Consider the following 16277-nt stretch of genomic DNA (forward strand, 5'->3'; position numbering starts at 1 on the left):
ACAGCGGAATGGCTGTCGCCTTTTTGTTTTGAAATCAGAGCCCATTAAGCCCGGATGTCGATCGTCGAACGCAGACCGTCGTCCTTCATGGCGCTCGGTTGAGACGCACACTTGGGAGGGGTTTTCGCGCTCGGTTGCGACGAAGCTGTTAGCACGTGTCGGGCACTGGGCTGGCTAGCCGCTTTGTAGACGGACGCCGCCGATGCCGATGCCGCACTCATCGCCTGGACAACCATAGGGAATCCTTTCCATTGGTGGTGGTGAAATCACCCGGCATTCGTCTAAGGAAATCGAAACCAGCGTTCTGGAGGGTGCCGAATGTCGGTATCCTTACCATTGTTCATGGATCACCGCGAGCTCTTAGGCGATGCCATCAAAGAAGAGTGTGGAGTGGTCGGAGTCTATACTCCCGGCCAGGACGTTGCGAACACCACCTTCTTCAGCCTTTTTGCCCTCCAACATCGGGGCCAGGAATCCGCCGGAATTGCGGTTAGCGACGGGGAAAAGGTGCGCATGCACAAAGACATGGGTCTGGTGAACCAGGTCTTTACTCCCGAAATTCTGGATAGCCTGAAGGGCGACATGGCGGTGGGCCACAACCGCTACAGCACCACCGGCGCGAGCGTGTTGCGTAACGCCCAGCCGGTCTATTGCCAAAGCTTGGTGGGCGAAATTGCGGTAGCGCACAACGGCAATCTGATCAACGCCGGCGAACTTCGGAATCAGATGCAGGCCGAGGGCGAGCATTTCGACTCCACTTCGGACTCCGAGGTGCTGGCGAGGATCATCGTCAACAACCTGGAGCGAGGACCGGTTGAAGCCGTTCGCGAGGTGATGCGGCTTTGCAAAGGTGCGTTTTCCGTTGTGGTCCTGACACCCAACACTTTGATCGGTTTTCGCGATCCTTACGGCATCCGCCCGCTCTGCGTGGGCAAGCTTGGCGAAGGCTATATGATCGCCTCGGAATCGTGCGCGTTTGGTCCAGTCGGCGGGCAGTACGATGTCGACCTGAAGCCGGGCGAGATCGCCTTGGTGACCCGCGAAGGGCTGACGATTGAGCACGGTGTGGACTCACCACGCGAGGCGATGTGCCTGTTCGAATTTATTTACTTTGCCCGACCCGACTCGCGTATGTTTGGCACTGGCCTGTACGGCGCGCGTTTGCGGATGGGCGAGCGACTGGCTCAGGAGCACCCGGTCGAGGCCGATATTGTGGTTCCGGTGCCAGATAGCGGCATTCCGGCGGCGCTTGGGTATTCGAAGGCGAGCGGGATTCCTTTCCGCGAGGGCATGACCAAGAGCCGCTATATCCACCGGACTTTCATTCAACCCGACCAGCGTATGCGCGAACTCGGGGTACGAATGAAGTTGACTCCGTTGGAGGATCATTTGGTGGGTAAGCGGGTGATTTTGGTTGATGATTCGATCGTTCGCGGGACGACGACCAAGCAGTTGGTCAAGATGCTTTTTGAATCTGGGGCGGTCGAGGTCCACGTTCGGATCACGGCTCCGCCAATTGTGTATCCGTGCTTTTACGGTATCGACATGGCGTCGAAGGGTGAGCTTGCCGCCGCAGTTATGTCGCTGGACGAATTGTCGGACTACCTGGGCTGTACGTCGCTTGGGTACTTGAGCGTCGAAGGCGCCCAGATGGCAGTAGACGGCACGACGGAAGGGTTCTGTACGGCGTGCTTTACTGGGAAGTATCCGCTTCCGATTCCGGCCGGGCTCCAGAAGCATGCGTTTGACGATCCGCCTCCTGTTGGCGAGATGGCCACCATCGCGCCGGGTCAGGGCGTTCTGTTCGAGCAGTAATGCCGGTCGTCGTGCTCCAGGGCTTGCTGGCGGACGACGAAAGCCAGTCGGTTATTCGCGACCTTTCTGCGTATCGTGAGTTTGGCGAGCGGTCGAGTTTACTGAAGTTCTTTCGTCGGGAGGATCAGTTTGAATTTGGGTTGCTGGGGCATCGGGATCTTTCGGTCGCCGAGGGCCCGCTGACGGTTGCCGCGCTGGGTTGGGATCCGCCAGAGCGGTCTACCCATTTTCATGTCTCTCTTTTGAGCGTCGAGGGCGACGCGGTGGCTGAGCCGACGCCGCCCACGGCTGAGGAACTGGCCACGTTGAAGAAGGAGCTTTCGAAACTCGATTCCCGGTCGATGACCTTTTTGTTTGGGGAAGGGCTCGACCATGGGCTGGTTTGGGAGCGGCGGGTTGACTTGCTTACCCGGACCCCAGAGGCAGTTGGAGAGATGGGACTTCGGGTGAGTTTGCCAGAAGGCGACCAGGAGAACGATCTTCGGCGGTTCATCGACGACTCGGTGAACATCTTGACTGAGCAAGACTTCAACCTTCGGCGCATCGACCAGGGGCTAAGGCCGATTAACCTTTGTTGGCCGTGGGGGCAAGGAGAAAGAATTCGGGTTCCGAACAAAGTGTTGGAGCTTGGCCATCCGTGGAGAGTGTTTGCACCGACGCTTTCGATGCGAGGCATTGCGCGGCTATCGGGGTTTCGGGTGTCTTCTCTGCCGATGGTATCGAAGCTTTCGGATAAGGGTTTGGATGACCTCAAACGGTCGTTGATGGACGAAGCCTATTCGCTCGCCGTTTTCGACTTTAGTGGCATTGAGGAACCTGAGGAGCGAGGATATCGGGCTAATGACGTAGCCCAATGTGTGTTACTGCCGATGGCCGACTGGTGCGTGGATCATGACCGAAGTATGGTCGCAATTGCCACGAATCAAGGTGGGAATGGGCTTGTGGCTTCGGTTCAGAAGAAAGTGGGCGAGCGAGATATCTATCCATTCGACGAACGTTCGTTATCCGAACGGAATGTAGGCGAGATCGCTCTCGATCGGATTTTGAGCTCGGCGTAAAGACAAAGCCCTGCACTCGTTGAGAGGCAGGGCTTTGGAGGTCGGTTGAAGACTAGATTCGCTTCATGGTTGTGCTCATAGGGATGTTATTCCCCATGAAGCCCATGGTCATTTTCATCGTCGTGCTGAGTGGCAAGCCGGTCGATCGCTCCAGTACGCTCGTGGAGGTGCCGCTGATGGTCATCGACATCTTCATGCTTTGTCCTTTTGCCGACGCCTTGCCAGCACCCATGTCCATGTTCATCGTGCCTGACGTGGTTGAACCGATGGTTGCCGTCTTTCCATCGAACTTCACGAGCTTGTAGACGATTTTGATAGTGCCCGTCGTGGCTGGGGCCGTTCCACCTCGGGAAGCCATGACGGTCTTCATGATTGCGCCGAGGTCGATGGTCTGCGCCCAGGTTTCGCCAATCTTGACGGGCTTCTTGGGGAAGGCGACGCCGATGGCGTTGTTTCCAAGGCTCTTCATGATTGCCTGCATTCCAGCGTTACCACCAGCCTTCGGGTCGGCCTTTACGCTGCCGTATTTGTCAATCAGCATGGTCTGATGCTGGCCTTCCATCATCTTCTTCATTTGATCCGAATTACCAGCGCCGCCCGTCACCTTCACGTCCGATGTCGAAATGTCGAATTTGAAGTAGCCGCCACTTGCGGAAGCCACCTTCAGAGTGGAGGTCGAAGACGTAGTTTGAGAGCCGCCACCCATTGGGTTAGATGATGTGGTGACGTTTGAATACTTGTAGGAAGAACCCACCTTAGGGTTAAGGGTCAACGACAATTGACCTTGAGTTGCGAGGATAGACGCGAGTGCGATTACTGACATGATTCCAATTACCTTGTACGAATGAGAGGATGAATTCGCTTCAAAAGTCCTGTTCTTGAGTACCTAAAGCCGCTTCATCGATACCGATTGTGATGACGAAAAGTGTTGACTTCCGGCGGTCGTCGCGGTCTGGATTTTCAGGTTCGATGCCAGATAGACGCCGGTCGAGCGCTCCACGGTGTACTGTCCGCCTCCGCTCATCGATTGACTGACCTGCATGAGGCGTTTGTTGGCGCCGCTGCCCGCCGTTACCTCCATTTTGACGCCGCCCTTGAGGGTACAGGAAATGACGGCCGACTTGGTTGAAGCCTGGACAAGTTTGAAGGTCATGACGACGGTGCCAACGGGGTTCTTGGCCTGCCCCTTCGACATGGTTGCCATGATTTTGCCCATGTCCACCGTGTTGGTCCAGGTGTCGCCCACGGCGACGGGATGGTGAGCGAACTGCATGCCGATAGTCTCGTTGCCAAAGCCTCCGAGTAGGCGTTGGGCTCCGGCGGAAGCGCTCTTGGGGTCGGCTTTCATCTGTCCGTAGCTGTCGTAGTCAAGCACGTAGACGGCCTTGTCCAGGTTCGCGGTCGGCGCGTTGCCGCCATTCTTTACGTTTGAAACACGCATCTCGACGCGGTAGGAATCTTTTTCGTGAGAAAGAACCTTGAGGGCCGTGACGGCGTTGACGGTCGAACTGCCCATTGGAGTTTGGCCCGAAGATGTGACAGAGAAGCGATAGCTTGATCCGACCTTGGGATGATATTGCAAGGTGATTTTTGCGCCAGCGGCGGCCACGAGAAAGGGAAGTACAGGCACGGTGAACCTTTAGAATAACACCCGTTCTGCGAAAAAAGTTCTCGGCTAACGGCAATCATACGAATGCCTGGTTTCGTGGTGGATTGTCATCCTTCGGTTGGTCTTCGCCCGGGTCGCCCCGAGGATCGGCACTCCTTGGACTCTTTCAGTCACGGGCACGATGCGCAGCCTTGGTGGGTCGGGCTAACTTGGATCGCCCCTTCAGGGCTGTTATGGTCTTAGAGCCATGGTTAGAAGGCAGGAGAGAAGTAGCCAGAATGTCGGTTTCTAAATCGTTAAGCGTCCAGCGCGGTAGAAGCGGGTCTTTTCGAAGCCGTGCTTTCCATAGAACTCGTCGAGCGTCGTCCAGTCGATGATGCACCGCTTGACGCCCCTCGACTTGAGTTCCAGCAGCCCGGCTGAGAGCATTGCTCCACCCCATCCGTTGCCTCGGACCTTTTGCGAAACGCCGATCGGGCCGAGGGCGCCCCAGTTCTCGCCTAAACTGCGTCGCCACACGGCGCCGCCGATTGGGTACTTGCTGTTCGAGTCCTGAATCGAGGCGAAGCCATGAATCGCGTCGTTGTGGAAGAGTCCGACGATGCCCGAGTAGCAACCTTCCTTTTCCACCTTGGTCATCATGTCGTAGCGCCAGCGTCCGGGGAATTCGCGTTCGAAGAAACGGACCAACATGGCGTGGTCGTCGGGCTGCAGAACCCGGAATTCAACGCCGTCGGTCGGTAGGTCGCGCGGGGGCTGATAGTCGGTCAGGTCTCGTTCGAGGTCGAAGTACTCGCCGCTCATCGAGAAGCCTTCGATGGTGAGAAAATCGTTGAGCCGGGGCTTATCCACCGGCACTCCGGGCCAGAAATGTCGGGAATCCATGCCGAAAACGATGGTGGTTGTGCCACGCTCGCGCATGATGCGCTTGGATTCACCGAAGAGGTCGACCATTTGGAGCGGATCGGTAAACGCCAAGCCGCTGAGGTGCATAGCATCGGCATCGGCGACGCGGTGAAACTTGGCCGGGCTTCGCTTGATGACGACGAACGCCCGGAGCATGTCTTCGAAGTCGAGATCGATCAAGGACGCGCCCCAGTCGAAGGTCGGACTGTCCACCGTGTTGATGCGGAGGATGTCCATGTCAATTTGGTATTGAGGGGGATAGAACGAATTCCAAAGCTCAAGGACTTTGTTTAGATCAACTTCACGCCAATCGGTAATCATTAAGCGGCCTCGCCGAGATACTGCAAGTGATCATTATAATACGCGAGCGCGTCGCGCGCCCTCGCCACTCGGTCTCGGAAGAACACATCGTCGGATTCCACAAACGCGGCCAAGGTTTGCTGGGCCCAAAGCGCTTGAAAAGCGTCGGTCCCCGAACCCAAGAGGCGAAGCCCGACCTTTTCATCTTCAACGTCGAAACGAAGGAAAGCGATCAGAAAGGGACGTAAGTCCCGGTATCGATCTTCCATGGCGACCTTCAGGGCCTTGTACCTCGCTTCACTGCCGAATTTCGGTCCATAACTCTGCGCCCCAGCCAGCATCTCCACAAACTCCTCGAAGTCGGCGCAGAACGCCGTGAAGTGGTTCGTTGAAAAAGACCGAGCCGAGTCCTCATGAACATGACGGTACGGATCGGGCCAGAGTTCAAAGAGTAAGGAAGAAAGTTGATGGATTGTGCGCTTCGCCGTCTCGCGGAAAGCCAATCTTACGAACCCCCCTGTTTTTGCACGTAGTTAATTTTCAGGTCACGTACCAAATTCTGGAGGTGTTTCTTATCCTCATCATCGAGTTGGGTTTCGAGCACGGAAGCAAGGTAGGAGACAACATCAATGGCTACTCTGGCCTGGTTGAGATCGGCATCGATCTTTCCCGTCACCATGTCTGGTTGGAGGCCGAGCTTCTGCCAGGCAACTCCTCCGAGTTGGTCCAAAATGACGGCGATGTGGTCATAAATCGTAGGTGCGGGTCTATCTTGGATATCTTCGGACATCTCGTGCATTTACAGACGTAGAAGAGTGCTGGAATGAACCATGAAAAAGGGGGTTCACAGGTACCATTTGAGGCTATATGATTCACGACGTCATCATCATCGGGTCCGGCCCTGCCGGCTATACCGCCGCGCTTTATGCGGCTCGCGCCGACCTTAAACCGGTCGTCTTTGCCGGACTTCAGCCGGGCGGGCAACTGATGATCACCACCGACGTCGAAAACTATCCTGGCTTTCCGGACGGAGTGATGGGTCCAGACATGATGGAGTTGTTCCGCAAGCAGGCGGAGCGCTTCGGTACGGACATCAAGTACGAAAACATCAGCAAGGTCGACTTTTCGGCGCAGCCGTTTACGGTTTGGGCCGAAGAGAAGGAATATAAGGCCAAGACGATCATCATCTCGACCGGGGCGAGCGCTAAGTGGCTCGGCCTGGAGTCCGAGATCACTTTTGGCGGCCATGGGGTTTCGGCGTGTGCCACGTGTGACGGATTCTTCTTCCGGGGGAAGGTCGTTGCGGTGGTTGGTGGCGGCGATACCGCCATGGAAGAGGCGCACTACCTGACCAAGCACGCGTCGAAGGTCTATCTGATCCACCGCCGCGACGAGTTCCGCGCGTCGAAGATCATGCAGGATCGAGTTCTGGCGAATGAGAAGATCGAAGTGATCTACAACACCGTGCTGGAAGAGATCGTCGGTGAGACCGAGCCGTTCAAGAAGACGACGGGCGTCCGGCTGAGGAACATCGTGACGGGCGAGGAGTCGCATCTTCCGCTCGACGGCGTTTTCATCGCCATCGGCCATAAGCCCAACTCTGACCTTTTTGACGGCGTTTTGGACATGGATGAGACCGGTTACCTGAAGGTTCAGCCGGGCACGACGGCGACCAATGTTCCGGGCGTTTTTGCCGCGGGCGACGTGGCGGACAGCGTTTACCGGCAGGCAGTGACGGCGGCGGGCACCGGCTGTATGGCTGCGATCGACGCGGAGCGCTGGATCACTCATCAGAGTCACTAAGTTCTGAATCTTGGGCCCATATTCACCCGTATTGGTGAATATGGGCGAAGACGGCGGAGCCCCATGGACGTGTTCTGAATGTGGGACCACCACTAACAAATCCTATTGCCCTTTGTGTCGGCACGATCGCCCGGTCTTCCTAAAAAGAATCAGCGCCGATGTGGAATTCAACGAGTATAGAGTGGTCGACGCAAATCGTTCCAGAAGCGCCGGTTCACGTCGATTTGGCGAGATGCATCAGAGGTTACTTGTAGCACTTCTGACGGCCGGTATGGTGTTGTGTCTTCTGATGGTTGTTGCTCAAAAGGCGTCCTAGGACCTTTGGCGAATCTCCTATTTGTGAGAACGTTGAACTAGACTTAATGCCCAGGACTTAGTCTCTGATTTCCTTTAACAAAGCGTAAACCCCGGCATTTTTATCAGGTTTAGCTTCTACCATGACGGTGCTATGCGCAGTATCGTTGCATTGACAATTCTTGGGCTTACAGCTAGTTCCGCCTACGCGGGACTGTTGCCGCTCGACCCAGGCGTTTCGCTCGATCCGCTGACTACGTCGTCTAACGACGGGTTCGCGGGCGGCCGAGGCATCTGGTTCCAGGCAAACCAATCGTTCACCCTCAATGGTGCGGGATTTTACAATGGGTTTGGCGCAGGGCAGGGATTTACGGAGACCTTGTACGAGGCCGACAGTACCGGAGCAGCCCTCCACGGTACCGTCCTCGGTTCCTTTACGATCAATAGTCCCACGCCCGGCGAACTCTACAATGACGGCCTCTTTGCCGCCCCGGTTGCGGTTTCGGCCGGCAGCTACTACTATCTCGAAGTAACGTCCAACGCGGACTTCAACACGAACTTCTTCTATAGTTGGGATGGAAGTCCGTCGGTTGATCTGGTGGACGTGACGATTCTTGACGGCGGTCAGGGTGGCGATCCCGGTGCCTTGAGCAACACGGTTGCACCCGCCCTCCTCCTCGACATTCAACCCGTTCCCGAGCCAGCGTCGCTGGCGGTTCTTGGGCTCGGAGTGATCGGTCTCATTCGTCGCCGAACGAGACGCGACTAACGCCAAGGCTTGCGGTGGGCGGCGTCGAGGACGATTCCGCCCACCTGAAACCTTCGGTATTGCTGTTTCGTAACAATGGTTATGGACGGCGAAGTCCATCGCGACGACCCTGGGCCTTGGATTTGCCCCGAATGCGGCACGTTGAACAGCCATTGGGCTTGCGACCAGTGCTTTGGGCCAAAGCCGTGTCACCTTCCCCTTACCTATAGCTCTAGCAGTTACTTCCGCATCATGCTTGGGCCCCGTGGCCTCCTTGCCTTGCCGGTTGCGTTTGCCGCGTTTGCCCTGCTGGTCTGTATTCTAAATTCCTCGCTGGTTGGGCTCGAGCGCTGGGAGATGCGAAAGGAGCTTTCGACTTACTATCCCCACAAAATGCACCGATAGGGTTGCATATTCTTGGAAAGTGCGATATTATGCAACTGTAAGGTTGCAGATATGACTACCGTCGCTTCAGAGAATGAGATTCGCAGTGAGCTGATGCTCAAGGCTCCCCAGGAAAAGGTTTGGTGGGCGCTCACCACTCAAGCCGGTTGGACCGGCTGGTTCAGTTCGGGTGTCGAGGGTACATTTGCCGTTGGCGAGACCCTCAAATTGGACTTCGGTCCGTATGGCGACGCCTTCGCCCGAGTGGTGGAGATGGACCCGATGACCTCGTTCGCCTACCAATGGCATGCAGGCGATGGATCGGAGATCGGCACTTTTCCCGAATCCGAACTGACGACGGTGCGCTTTACCCTTGAGCCAGTGTCTGAGGGAACGAAACTCCTGATGGTTGAGTCTGGATTTGCCAACATTCCAAGCGACCGACGCTTCAGCGCGCTTGAATCCAACACGAGCGGATGGAAGTCCGAACTGGCCAAGATGGCGCCGTGGGTGGAGCGAGACGAGCATCAGCCGAAAGCTCCGTACGACATTTATCGCGAGCGGTTCGTCAAGGTTCCGATCCAGAAGGCTTGGGACGCGGTGGCGACGCCCGAAGGGCTGAAGAGCTGGTTCGTGAAGGACGTCGAAGGCGATATGAGCGTAGGTACGATGACGATTTTCCACTTCCAGACGTGCGCGAGCGGTCCGGTCAAGGTGATCGAGCGAGACGAGCCGAATACGATTTCGTGGCTGTGGCACCCAGGTGAGAAGGACGGTTGCACGTGGGACAAGTATCCTGAAGACCAGACGACGACCGTGAAGTTCACGTTCACCGAGAAGAACGGCGGGACGGAGATCGTGGTGATCGAATCCGGTTTTGACAACATCCCCGAGGAGCGCCGCATGATGGCCCTTGGCCTGAACAAGGGAGGTTGGAGCACGGTGATGGACTGGCTTCGCGACTACCTGACAGGAAAAGTATGAGCGCGCAACGATCGGAAATCTATCAGGCCTTGGGCGACCCGGCCCGCCTCACGATGATCGAGCGGCTGGGCGACCAGGGCCCCATGACCACGATGAAGCTGGTGGAGGGGCTTGGCATGTCGCGCCAAGCCGCCACCAAGCACCTGCTGGTGCTGGAAAACGTGGGACTGGTGTCGAGCACGGCCAAGGGTAGGGAAGTCATTCGCGAGTTGCGTCTGGAGGTTCTGGACGATGCGGCAAGCTGGCTGTCGGCCCGAGCCCGGGCGTGGGATCGCAAGCTGGGCGCGTTGCAGAAGTTCTTGGAAGAAGGCTAGTCGGCGAGAAGGCGGTCGAGGAAGGCCTTCGGGCTCTTCAGGAACGCCCAATAGGTTCGATAGAGGTCGGTGTCTTCATACTCGACCTCTTCGATACCGTCGCCGGTGAGTTGAAGAATTTTCGCGCCGGGGATGGAGAGAAGGATCGGCGAGTGCGTGGCCATGAATATCTGACAGCCCTTCTTGTAGGCGAGGTCGTGCATCAGTTTGACGGCGGCTAGCTGGCGGTTGGGGCTGAGGGCGGCTTCGGGTTCGTCGAGGATGTAGAGTCCGTTGGGTCGGAATTCGCTGAGTTGGGCGAAGAAGCTTTCGCCGTGGGACATTTGGTGCATGGGAGCATTCGCATACTTGTCCCGACGACGGTAGAGATGGGGATCTGGGCCAATGTAGGTTCCGTCTTCCTTTCGAAGGTCAGGGTTTTCAAAGAGCTCGTCGTAGGCAAAATCATCTGCTGCAAACGCCGACTCTGTAAACACGTTGTACATCGTTTCGGCCCGCAGAAAGAAGCAGTAGCCTTCCCGCGCCAGAGGATTTCTGTTGGGAACGATGAAGTCCCACAGCATGGAGTGAGTGGATGCCGTCGAGAAATTCATGCCCTTCGCCCCGCCTTCGGGATTCATGCCAAGCATGGCCGCGAGACCTTCGATGATGGTCGATTTGCCGGTTCCGTTTTCGCCGACGAAAATCGTGACCGGGTTCTGAAGCTTTTGCTTGGGAAGGGCGAGGACGGCAGGAAGATTGAAAGGGTAGCGGTCCCAATCGATGGCTTCTTCTTCCACAAAGCGAACGGATCGAATGAATCCGCCGTCTTGCGGTGGTCCCTCGCTGTAAGTCGCCTTTCTCGCCATCTTGCCGCCAAGATTATCTCAATCTGTAAGAAATGAAGATGAGATGAAGACATCAAATGATTTCCAAATAAGACCCCGGCACAATTGGCCTAACTCAAACGGAGAGTGTTGCGATGAAAAGCGAACGAACCAATCCAGTAGGCATAGCCGCCGTCCTGATCTCGGCCGGCTTCATCATCAACTGCGGTGGCGGCGGGGTGGCGGTAAGCGGCGCTTCGACCGCGACTTCGGCGACAAGTACGGGCACGACCTCGACAACGGGCACCACCGGAACCTCTTCGACCACCAGTACGACAAGTACGACAGGCTCGACCTCAAGCACGACGAGTACCACAGGTTCCACATCGAGCTCGACAACTGGTTCGACCTCCACCACTTCTACAACAGGTTCGACCACCGGTAGTACCACGACTGGCTCGACGACAACGGGATCTACTTCGACGACGAGCACCACCGGCTCGACCACGTCCACGACGGGGAGTACGACCACTGGCTCGACAACCACTGGTTCGACAACTTCGACCACGACAGGCTCTACTTCGACCACCTCGACGACAGGCTCGACCACAAGCACCACATCAACGACCGGTACCACCGGGACTACGGGCACCACCGGAACGAGCGGCACGACGGGCGGCGGGCTGACCGGCTCGACGGGCAACACGGTTTCCATCACCACCGACAGTCTGTATCGATACATCGTCGGCAACGGCCTGCCGGGACATGCTACCGGCACCTTCCCCAATGCCCACTGCCCGAACACGATTTCGGCCCAAAGCTATAACTTTAAGGCGTACAAGAACCCGAGCCCGGCGGCGACCTCGACCAATATTGCGCTCGGCAAAAAGCCTGGCGTGGTCCGCAACAGCGTCCCGCTGGACCCGCTCGCCAACGAGTTTTGGAACAACAATCAGAACAGCGGATGGCAGTACGACCCGCTGGGTGGCGGGATCAACCTCGGCGTCGATTTCAACTACGCCCACGTCCAGCCGAACGGCGCGTACCACTATCACGGGCTGCCTACGTCGATCCTGACCATGCTGGACTACACCAATCAGATGGCGCTAGTGGGTTGGGCGGCAGACGGCTATCCGATTTATGGACCTTACTGCTACACCAACCCGAATGATCCTAACAGCGGGCTGACCAAGATGAAGGCAAGCTACAAGCTGAAGACCGGCATGCGGCCATCGGGCCCAGGAGGAGTCTACGACGGCACATTCGAGCAGGACTGGCAGTACGTGCAGGGATATGGCGACCTGGATTCGGGCAACGGTCGCACCGGCGTCACGCCCGAGTTTCCCGGCGGAACCTACTATTACGTGCTGACCAGCGAGTACCCATACATTCCGCGTGTGCTGAAGGGCACGCCCGACCACTCGTTCGGATTCTGACCATGAAACATCTTCTTTCTTTGGTGGCCCTAGGGTTGGTGGCTACGAGCCAGGCGCACGACCTGTTGGCGGATACGGTTCGCGTTGTCATCACGGACAACGGAACGTTTGTCTCGGTGGGTTTGCATCGGGGTGACAAGTTGGTGGGCGACCTCGACGCGCAGATTCGTAGCCGGTTGAAGCTGAGGCAAGGGGGAACGCTGATGACATTTGGCAAGCCGACGATCATGCCGAGCAGGGCCGACGACATGGTGTATTGGCAGGCACCGGCTACGAACTCGGGCACGGGTGGGTACTCGCTGGATGATCGGATTCGGCCCGAAGTCCAGGGGATGCCGACGGCCTTGGTCGTTTTTCGCGACGGTGTGTTGGTGGATCAGCACTTGTATTCTGCGTCGGCGGCTAAGCCGCCGACCGAGCAGAAAAGTCCGATTTGGCTCATTGGAGTCGGCGCTCTTTTAGTGGGTGCATGTGGGGTAGGAGCGGTTCGCTCCTGGCGCTCGTCTAGCCGTTCGGGCTAGGAAAGGTTTGTCGAAAAGAGAATGCAGTTGGGGTTTCGCCATGCGCGAACAGGTGCTCGAGCCGGGATTGGCCTTCCTCAAGGGTGGGTCGGTGCCCGGCCTCGACCCACCAAAGGGCGAGGTGCGCCTCGTCCATTTTGTCGAACCATTGCTTGCGGTCGAACATGACATCCTTGTGTGCGCTTCGGTACACGTAGTCCATCAGGTGCTCGACGCTCTCCCAAACCGACATGTTGACGAGGATGGTGGTTCCAAACGTGCGGTAGCTGGTGGCGTCGCCGAGTTCATCTTGGAGTCGCCAGACAAAGCCGGGGCTGCTGTCGGCGATGCTGTTGATCTCGGCGATTTGTTCGACGAACGACCGCATGGTTGGGTGGTGGAGCGGCGCCTTCATCTGGGCGATGTTTATTTGGGCCAAGTGGTAGTCGGGCATGTTTCTCCTAGTTTATGCAACTTGCGAGATATCATAGAGGACGATCTTCAATGATCATCTACTCGCCCGTCATCATCCTTTTTGGCATTGTCCTGGACTTGCTTGCTTTCGTTGTCCACCGGATCACGGGGTTTCCACTACAAGGAGCGCCACTCACGTCCCTCATGTTCGGATTTTGGGTGATGAGTGTTGTCTTCAAGACGCAGATAGTAGGACGAACCCTGGAATCGTCGGTTCCACCTGAGGTGCAGGCCTTATTTGACGATTTGGTACTTCGATATGGATTGAAGGATATGTCGCTAAAGGTTACTTCCAACAAAAAACCTTCGGGAATGCTTTTGAGGCAGGTTGTGTATTTGCCGAAGGGAGCGATCGAGCAGCTTTCGTCCGATGGGATCGCATGGATACTAGCGCATGAGTTGGCTCATCAAAAGTTCTTTGCTTTCAAGCCAGGACCTCAAAAGAAAATGTCCCGTTCGATGACTTGGTTGACCGTATTCTTGCTTCTTGTTTGCCTAATTGTGCTTCGCCTGAAGATGCCTTGGTATGGCTATGCGTTGTGCGCGCCGGTATTTATTCCGATTGCTATCGGATTGGGTCGAAAGGACAATGCGGTTTCGGCCCAAGGATGGGATATGGAACTAGCCTGTGACTACATCGCCATGGAAGTTCTAGGGAGCGCGAAGGGGGCTGAGGAAGTGCTCCAAGTACTCACTCGACCTTCTAAATTTGGCGCCTGGTTCTTGGGGCATCCTATGATCGAGGCTCGAATGAAGCAGGCGGTTGACTTTGCGAATGGCGTCGAGAGAACACCGTACGAGACCGCTTTTGTGGAGACCGGCACTGGGCAGATTCTGGAGGAATTAGAGAGTAGTCGAAAACTTCCGACCTCAAGTAATCTAGCGACACAATGACGAACGACGACGTGGTCGGTCAGTGGATGCTGAAGCAGATTTGGCTGGAGGGTGCCGATCCCGAGGTCGAATGGACGCAGGCCAAGGAAGAAGGTCGTGATGTGGCGAACCTGGAGTCCGACTTTGAGGCGGTGATCGCCGCCGGTCGAGAGGGCGAGCGCGATACGGCTTGGTTTTGGCGGGCCGCCGAGCTTTGCGACGAGGTTCAGGCATCGCCCGAGGCGGAAGGATATGCTTACGTCGAGCCGAGCGATCTCGATGGTATCCGGGCTGCATCCGACCAAATTCCGGTTCCGGCGTTCACTGGCGACGGTGACGAACTGCTTCGCCGCCTGCACGGCGGGCTTTTGGGGCGCATCTGCGGGTGCATCTTGGGCAAGCCGTTCGAAGGGTGGAAGCGGCACGAGATTCAGGTCTGGAACGAGGAAACGGGCAACTGGCCGCTGGCGAACTACGTTGCCACGCCGACGCCGGACCAACTTGCGAGGATCGAAGCTCGCGGCGGGCGAACGAAGCTCGGCTGGGCCGAGAACTGGACCCGCGATCGCCTGGACGGGGCCGTCGAGGACGACGATATCAACTACACTATCGCGGGGTTCGATATCGTGCGCAAGTATGGACCGGATTTTCGACCCGTCGATGTGGCCGAGTACTGGTGCGCCAACTTGCCGCTCTTCATGATGTGTACGGCTGAGCGAGTTGCGTATCGGAACTTCACGATGAGCATTTTGCCACCGGAGAGCGCTGCGCACCGAAACCCCTATCGTGAATGGATCGGCGCGCAGATTCGGGCGGACTCGTTTGGCTACTTAAACCCGGGCCATCCTGGCCGTGCGGCCGAATGGGCTTGGCGCGACGCCTCGATTAGCCACATCAAGAACGGAATTTACGGCGAGATGTGGGTGGCGGCGATGCTCGCTACCGCGTATGTCGAAAGCGACTTTCGCGTCATTATCGAGAAGGGGCTGTCGTATGTGCCCTCGATGTCGCGACTGCACGAGGGGGTCGTGACAATTTTGAATCTGCATAGGGAAGGAAAGTCGTATGAGGAGGCGGTGGCGGCGGTGCACGCACGCTGGAATGAGGGCAAGGCGCACGACTGGTGCCACACGGTCTCGAACGCTCAATTGGTGGCGATCGCTTTGTTGTATGGCGAGAACGACTATTCGAAGACGATTTATCGAGCGGTGATGCCGGGGTTCGATACTGACTGCAACGGGGCTACGGCGGGTTCAGTGTGGGGCATTGTCAATGGTGTGGATGCCATCCCCGACGTCTGGGCAAAGCCGATCCGCGATCTGGCGCGGAGTCATTTGCTGAACTATCGCGAGATAGAGATTTCTGATCTAGCAGGGAGGATGGTTGAATTGGCAAACCGGTGCCTAACTTGAAGGCATTTGCTCACGAATTTCAAGGATTTTCGGAAAGTCCGCGGCGGCCGAGGAATAGTGCAACCCTTGCAAAAGATGCGGTACTTCGGTGGAAGGATCAGCTTCAATGACTACGGCCGAAGCATTCTCAATCGGCTTGATTGCTTTGTTCTCCCACGCATGGACCTGAAAAAGTACCGAGGTACCTGGAGGAACCACGGCCCAGTCGGAGTCTAACTGGAGGCGGACTTTTGGGTAGTCGGAATACGATGACTGATCCTCGGTCTTCTTTCGTACAACATAGTCGAATGGGTACGTGTCCAGAACAACCGGCGCCTCGTGCGCATTCGTATATAGGATGTTGACTTCACCCTTCGATCCCAGAAAAGCGTAGACCGCTTCCGTATGTAAATCAGCTCTGGGTTTCTTCTTTAGTTCCGGACCGCAACTCACCATCAATGCACAAGTAAGCAGAACTAATCCTTTCACGTTTCTTTGACCGCCTAGTTTGGGCCGCGAGGGCGCACTAGAGCCCATACTCGTTATTCTACGCCACAGATATTTGAGACATGTTAAACTCCC

Annotated in this window: 20 protein-coding genes; 11 read left to right on the forward strand and 9 right to left on the reverse strand. The window is 56.8% G+C overall.

Annotated features, from left to right (window positions below; translation table 11 throughout):
* Positions 1-44: 44 nt before the first annotated feature.
* Entirely contained in the window at positions 45-236 is a 192-nt protein-coding gene (locus tag GC165_09960; protein ID MBI1333192.1) for a hypothetical protein, read from the reverse strand.
* Between the two features lie 106 nt (positions 237-342).
* Here GC165_09960 and purF point away from each other — a divergent pair, with 106 nt between their 5' ends.
* On the forward strand, positions 343-1815 hold the full coding sequence (gene purF / locus GC165_09965) for an amidophosphoribosyltransferase (GenBank protein ID MBI1333193.1): 1473 nt from the start codon (positions 343-345) through the stop codon (positions 1813-1815).
* Positions 1815-2873, forward strand: coding sequence for a hypothetical protein (locus GC165_09970; protein ID MBI1333194.1), 1059 nt, complete (start codon positions 1815-1817; stop codon positions 2871-2873). The genes purF and GC165_09970 overlap by 1 nt, the downstream gene beginning before the upstream one ends.
* A gap of 52 nt (positions 2874-2925) precedes the next feature.
* Here the strand turns inward: GC165_09970 and GC165_09975 are convergent, their stop codons facing one another.
* The 5 genes from GC165_09975 to GC165_09995 form a co-directional block, all read right to left on the reverse strand.
* Positions 2926-3534, reverse strand: a complete 609-nt coding sequence (locus GC165_09975) for a hypothetical protein (protein ID MBI1333195.1) — start codon at positions 3532-3534, stop codon at positions 2926-2928.
* Between the two features lie 225 nt (positions 3535-3759).
* Positions 3760-4503 (reverse strand): hypothetical protein, encoded by a 744-nt coding sequence (locus GC165_09980; protein MBI1333196.1) that lies wholly within the window; start codon positions 4501-4503, stop codon positions 3760-3762.
* 267 nt (positions 4504-4770) lie between these two features.
* Positions 4771-5709, reverse strand: a complete 939-nt coding sequence (locus GC165_09985) for a GNAT family N-acetyltransferase (GenBank protein MBI1333197.1) — start codon at positions 5707-5709, stop codon at positions 4771-4773.
* Positions 5709-6191: a hypothetical protein gene (locus GC165_09990; GenBank protein MBI1333198.1), complete on the reverse strand. Its 483-nt coding sequence runs from the start codon at positions 6189-6191 to the stop codon at positions 5709-5711. Before GC165_09990 ends, GC165_09985 begins: the two co-directional genes overlap by 1 nt.
* Before the next feature lie 2 nt (positions 6192-6193).
* Positions 6194-6487, reverse strand: a complete 294-nt coding sequence (locus GC165_09995; GenBank protein MBI1333199.1) for a DUF1844 domain-containing protein — start codon at positions 6485-6487, stop codon at positions 6194-6196.
* 68 nt (positions 6488-6555) lie between these two features.
* Here GC165_09995 and trxB point away from each other — a divergent pair, with 68 nt between their 5' ends.
* The 5 genes from trxB to GC165_10020 all read left to right on the forward strand — a co-directional run bounded on the left by trxB (position 6556) and on the right by GC165_10020 (position 10215).
* A complete protein-coding gene (trxB, locus tag GC165_10000; GenBank protein ID MBI1333200.1) occupies positions 6556-7491 on the forward strand; it encodes a thioredoxin-disulfide reductase in 936 nt (311 codons plus the stop codon).
* A gap of 448 nt (positions 7492-7939) precedes the next feature.
* Positions 7940-8554 (forward strand): PEP-CTERM sorting domain-containing protein, encoded by a 615-nt coding sequence (locus GC165_10005; protein ID MBI1333201.1) that lies wholly within the window; start codon positions 7940-7942, stop codon positions 8552-8554.
* Positions 8555-8635: 81 nt separating this feature from the next.
* Complete coding sequence (locus GC165_10010; GenBank protein MBI1333202.1) at positions 8636-8938, forward strand: hypothetical protein; 303 nt, start codon at positions 8636-8638, stop codon at positions 8936-8938.
* Between the two features lie 51 nt (positions 8939-8989).
* A complete protein-coding gene (locus GC165_10015) occupies positions 8990-9901 on the forward strand; it encodes a hypothetical protein (protein ID MBI1333203.1) in 912 nt (303 codons plus the stop codon).
* On the forward strand, positions 9898-10215 hold the full coding sequence (locus GC165_10020) for a metalloregulator ArsR/SmtB family transcription factor (GenBank protein MBI1333204.1): 318 nt from the start codon (positions 9898-9900) through the stop codon (positions 10213-10215). Before GC165_10015 ends, GC165_10020 begins: the two co-directional genes overlap by 4 nt.
* Here GC165_10020 and GC165_10025 read toward each other — a convergent pair.
* Positions 10212-11063: an AAA family ATPase gene (locus GC165_10025; protein ID MBI1333205.1), complete on the reverse strand. Its 852-nt coding sequence runs from the start codon at positions 11061-11063 to the stop codon at positions 10212-10214. The two genes, GC165_10020 and GC165_10025, sit on opposite strands and share 4 nt — an antisense overlap.
* 113 nt (positions 11064-11176) lie before the next feature.
* On the opposite strand from GC165_10025, the gene GC165_10030 reads away from it, so the two are divergent.
* Both GC165_10030 and GC165_10035 read left to right on the forward strand, forming a co-directional pair.
* Positions 11177-12457, forward strand: a complete 1281-nt coding sequence (locus GC165_10030) for a YHYH protein (GenBank protein MBI1333206.1) — start codon at positions 11177-11179, stop codon at positions 12455-12457.
* Positions 12458-12459: 2 nt separating this feature from the next.
* A complete protein-coding gene (locus GC165_10035; protein MBI1333207.1) occupies positions 12460-12978 on the forward strand; it encodes a hypothetical protein in 519 nt (172 codons plus the stop codon).
* Here the strand turns inward: GC165_10035 and GC165_10040 are convergent.
* Positions 12962-13411: a DUF3291 domain-containing protein gene (locus GC165_10040; protein MBI1333208.1), complete on the reverse strand. Its 450-nt coding sequence runs from the start codon at positions 13409-13411 to the stop codon at positions 12962-12964. The genes GC165_10035 and GC165_10040 overlap by 17 nt on opposite strands.
* Before the next feature lie 50 nt (positions 13412-13461).
* Here GC165_10040 and GC165_10045 point away from each other — a divergent pair, with 50 nt between their 5' ends.
* A complete protein-coding gene (locus GC165_10045) occupies positions 13462-14325 on the forward strand; it encodes a hypothetical protein (GenBank protein MBI1333209.1) in 864 nt (287 codons plus the stop codon).
* Positions 14322-15716 (forward strand): ADP-ribosylglycohydrolase family protein, encoded by a 1395-nt coding sequence (locus GC165_10050; GenBank protein MBI1333210.1) that lies wholly within the window; start codon positions 14322-14324, stop codon positions 15714-15716. The genes GC165_10045 and GC165_10050 overlap by 4 nt, the downstream gene beginning before the upstream one ends.
* Here GC165_10050 and GC165_10055 read toward each other — a convergent pair.
* Entirely contained in the window at positions 15708-16232 is a 525-nt protein-coding gene (locus GC165_10055; GenBank protein ID MBI1333211.1) for a hypothetical protein, read from the reverse strand. The two genes, GC165_10050 and GC165_10055, sit on opposite strands and share 9 nt — an antisense overlap.
* Positions 16233-16277: the final 45 nt, after the last annotated feature.

Source organism: Armatimonadota bacterium (assembly GCA_016125185.1).
Lineage (GTDB): Bacteria > Armatimonadota > Fimbriimonadia > Fimbriimonadales > Fimbriimonadaceae > Fimbriimonas.